Below are 3,438 nucleotides of genomic sequence, written 5' to 3'. Positions count from 1 at the left end.
CAGGTCGAACTCCCCGTCCCGGGCACCCAGCACGAACGCCCGCCACTCCGCCTCCGTGTACCGCAATACGGTGCCCGGGTCGAGGGACGACCGCATCGCCACCGCGCCCTCCGGCAGGTACGCGATCTCGACCCGCTCCTCGTGCTGCTCCGTGCCCGGCGCGCAGTGCCACTCGACGCCCGAGATGTCGAGCGCATAGAGCTCGTCCCGCTCCCGCTCCTTGCGCGCTTTGGTCTCCGCTTCCGTCTCCGCCATCCCGAAGCGACCCCTTCCCGACGTACGAACGATCAGCAGGCTCACCCTAGTGGCGGCCTCCACCGGACCCGGGCCGTTCCGGAACGCGGGCGAGAGCCCCCGTGACTCCCTGGTAGTCTGGTCGACGGCCGTTTGTGTCCGCACCCCCGGAGCCCACCGCTCCGGAGGCGGCGCGCAGCGGATCCCGCCTCCGAGTAACGGAAGTCCCCCCGAGAAGCAGACCGGGGGCGCTCGGTGGCACTCACAGACTATGAGGAGTACGCGTGTCGCTCGACGCCGCCACGAAGAAGCAGATCATGTCCGAGTTCGGTACCAAGGAGGGCGACACCGGCTCCCCCGAGGTCCAGGTCGCTCTGCTCTCCCGTCGGATCTCCGACCTGACGGAGCACCTCAAGACCCACAAGCACGACCACCACTCCCGCCGTGGTCTGCTGATCCTGGTCGGTCAGCGCCGTCGCCTCCTGCAGTACCTGGCGAAGAAGGACATCCAGCGCTTCCGTGCGCTGGTCGACCGCCTCGGCATCCGCCGCGGTGCTGCGGGCGCCAAGTAAGACGCCGTGAGGGGAGCGGTTCCCGGAAGGATCGGGGACCGCTCCCTTTGCCGTACGTGCGGAAACGTGCGGAGTGTCACAGACGCTTTGTAGTGTGGTAGCACAACGCAGTAACGCAGGCAGTAACGCAGTACGTACGACACAGAACGAGGAGAGGCGCACCTAGCCGCCGCCGGTCCTCGGTAGTGGCCCCCGGGGGGAAGCGATCCCCGGGTGCTTCGATCGAAGACCGGCCCGCACCGCACGGAGCGCTTCTTCGCAACCGTCCTCCTGCCACACGGGCAGCCGGGGACGAAGACGAGGAGAAAACGCTAGTGGAGAACGAGACCCACTACGCCGAGGCCGTGATCGACAACGGCGCATTCGGCACCCGTACCATCCGCTTCGAGACGGGCCGCCTGGCCAAGCAGGCCGCCGGTTCCGCCGTGGCGTACCTGGACGACGACACCATGGTGCTGTCGGCCACCACAGCCTCCAAGAACCCCAAGGACCAGCTCGACTTCTTCCCGCTGACGGTGGACGTCGAGGAGCGGATGTACTCGGCCGGCAAGATCCCCGGCAGCTTCTTCCGCCGTGAGGGCCGTCCGTCCGAGGACGCCATCCTCACCTGCCGTCTGATCGACCGCCCGCTGCGCCCGTCCTTCAAGAAGGGCCTGCGCAACGAGATCCAGGTCGTCGCCACGATCATGGCGCTCAACCCCGACCACCTGTACGACGTCGTGGCGATCAACGCCGCGTCCGCGTCCACGCAGCTGGCCGGTCTGCCCTTCTCCGGCCCGATCGGCGGCGTCCGCGTCGCGCTGATCCGTGGCCAGTGGGTCGCGTTCCCGACGCACACCGAGCTCGAGGACGCCGTCTTCGACATGGTGGTCGCCGGCCGCGTCCTGGAGGACGGCGACGTCGCGATCATGATGGTCGAGGCCGAGGCCACCGAGAAGACCATCAAGCTCGTCGAGGGCGGCGCCGAGGCGCCCACCGAGGAGATCGTCGCCGCCGGCCTGGACGCCGCGAAGCCCTTCATCAAGGTGCTGTGCCGCGCCCAGGCCGACCTCGCCTCGAAGGCCGCCAAGCCGACCGCCGAGTTCCCGATCTTCCTCGACTACCAGGACGACGTCCTGGAGGCGCTGTCCGCCGCCGTCCGCCCGGAGCTCGCCTCCGCGCTGACGATCGCGGGCAAGCAGGAGCGCGAGGCCGAGCTGGACCGCGTCAAGGCGCTCGCCGCCGAGAAGCTCCTGCCGGAGTTCGAGGGCCGCGAGAAGGAGATCTCCGCCGCGTACCGCTCGCTCACCAAGCAGCTGGTCCGCGAGCGCGTGATCAAGGAGAAGAAGCGCATCGACGGCCGTGGCGTGACGGACATCCGTACGCTCGCCGCCGAGGTCGAGGCCATCCCGCGGGTGCACGGTTCCGCGCTGTTCGAGCGTGGCGAGACCCAGATCCTGGGCGTCACCACCCTCAACATGCTCCGCATGGAGCAGCAGCTGGACACCCTCTCGCCGGTGACCCGCAAGCGCTACATGCACAACTACAACTTCCCGCCGTACTCCACCGGCGAGACCGGCCGCGTCGGCTCCCCGAAGCGCCGCGAGATCGGCCACGGCGCGCTCGCCGAGCGCGCCCTGGTCCCGGTCCTGCCGACGCGCGAGGAGTTCCCGTACGCGATCCGTCAGGTGTCCGAGGCCCTCGGCTCCAACGGCTCGACGTCCATGGGTTCCGTGTGCGCCAGCACCATGTCGCTCCTGAACGCCGGTGTGCCGCTGAAGGCCCCCGTCGCCGGTATCGCCATGGGTCTGATCTCCCAGGAGATCGACGGCGAGACGCACTACGTCACCCTCACCGACATCCTCGGTGCGGAGGACGCCTTCGGTGACATGGACTTCAAGGTCGCCGGCACCAAGGAGTTCGTGACCGCCCTCCAGCTCGACACCAAGCTGGACGGCATCCCGGCCTCCGTCCTGGCCGCCGCCCTCAAGCAGGCCCGCGACGCCCGTCTCCACATCCTCGACGTGATGATGGAGGCCATCGACCGGCCCGACGAGATGTCCCCGCACGCTCCGCGGATCATCACCGTCAAGATCCCGGTCGACAAGATCGGTGAGGTCATCGGCCCCAAGGGCAAGATGATCAACCAGATCCAGGAGGACACCGGCGCCGAGATCACGATCGAGGACGACGGCACGATCTACATCGGTGCCGCCGACGGCCCGTCCGCCGAGGCCGCCCGTGCCACGATCAACGGCATCGCCAACCCGACGATGCCCGAGGTCGGCGAGCGCTACCTCGGTACGGTCGTGAAGACGACCACCTTCGGTGCGTTCGTCTCGCTGCTGCCCGGCAAGGACGGTCTGCTGCACATCTCGCAGATCCGCAAGCTGGCCGGCGGCAAGCGCGTGGAGAACGTCGAGGACGTCGTCGGCGTGGGCCAGAAGGTCCAGGTCGAGATCGCCGAGATCGACTCCCGCGGCAAGCTCTCCCTGATCCCCGTGATCGAGGGCGAGGAAGGTGCCGAAGAAGCAAAGGACGACACCGACAAGTGACGTCGAGTAGCTCCACGGCGGGGGGGGCCCCCCCCGCGGGCGCGCGGGGCGGGGGGCCCGCCGCCCCCCCCCACCGGCCCCCCGCCTCCACCGTCGCG

At 69.0% G+C, this 3,438-nt stretch carries 3 protein-coding genes; 2 read left to right on the top strand and 1 reads right to left on the bottom strand.

Annotated elements, in window-relative coordinates:
• Positions 1-255, bottom strand: a 255-nt coding sequence (locus ACFW2E_RS43730) for a DUF397 domain-containing protein (RefSeq protein ID WP_384476813.1), incomplete at its 3' end; no start/stop codon positions are given.
• Positions 256-518: 263 nt separating this feature from the next.
• Between ACFW2E_RS43730 and rpsO the strand changes: the two genes are divergently transcribed.
• Complete coding sequence (gene rpsO / locus ACFW2E_RS43725) at positions 519-806, top strand: 30S ribosomal protein S15 (protein WP_010042739.1); 288 nt, start codon at positions 519-521, stop codon at positions 804-806.
• Positions 807-1,120: 314 nt separating this feature from the next.
• On the top strand, positions 1,121-3,340 hold the full coding sequence (locus tag ACFW2E_RS43720; protein ID WP_384476809.1) for a polyribonucleotide nucleotidyltransferase: 2,220 nt from the start codon (positions 1,121-1,123) through the stop codon (positions 3,338-3,340).
• Positions 3,341-3,438 lie beyond the last annotated feature (98 nt).

Origin of the sequence: Streptomyces sp. NPDC058964 (genome assembly GCF_042741275.1) — a bacterium.
Taxonomy (GTDB): domain Bacteria; phylum Actinomycetota; class Actinomycetes; order Streptomycetales; family Streptomycetaceae; genus Streptomyces.
The sequence above is the reverse complement of the archived record's forward strand: the minus strand, read 5'-3'. Positions and strand labels throughout refer to the sequence as shown.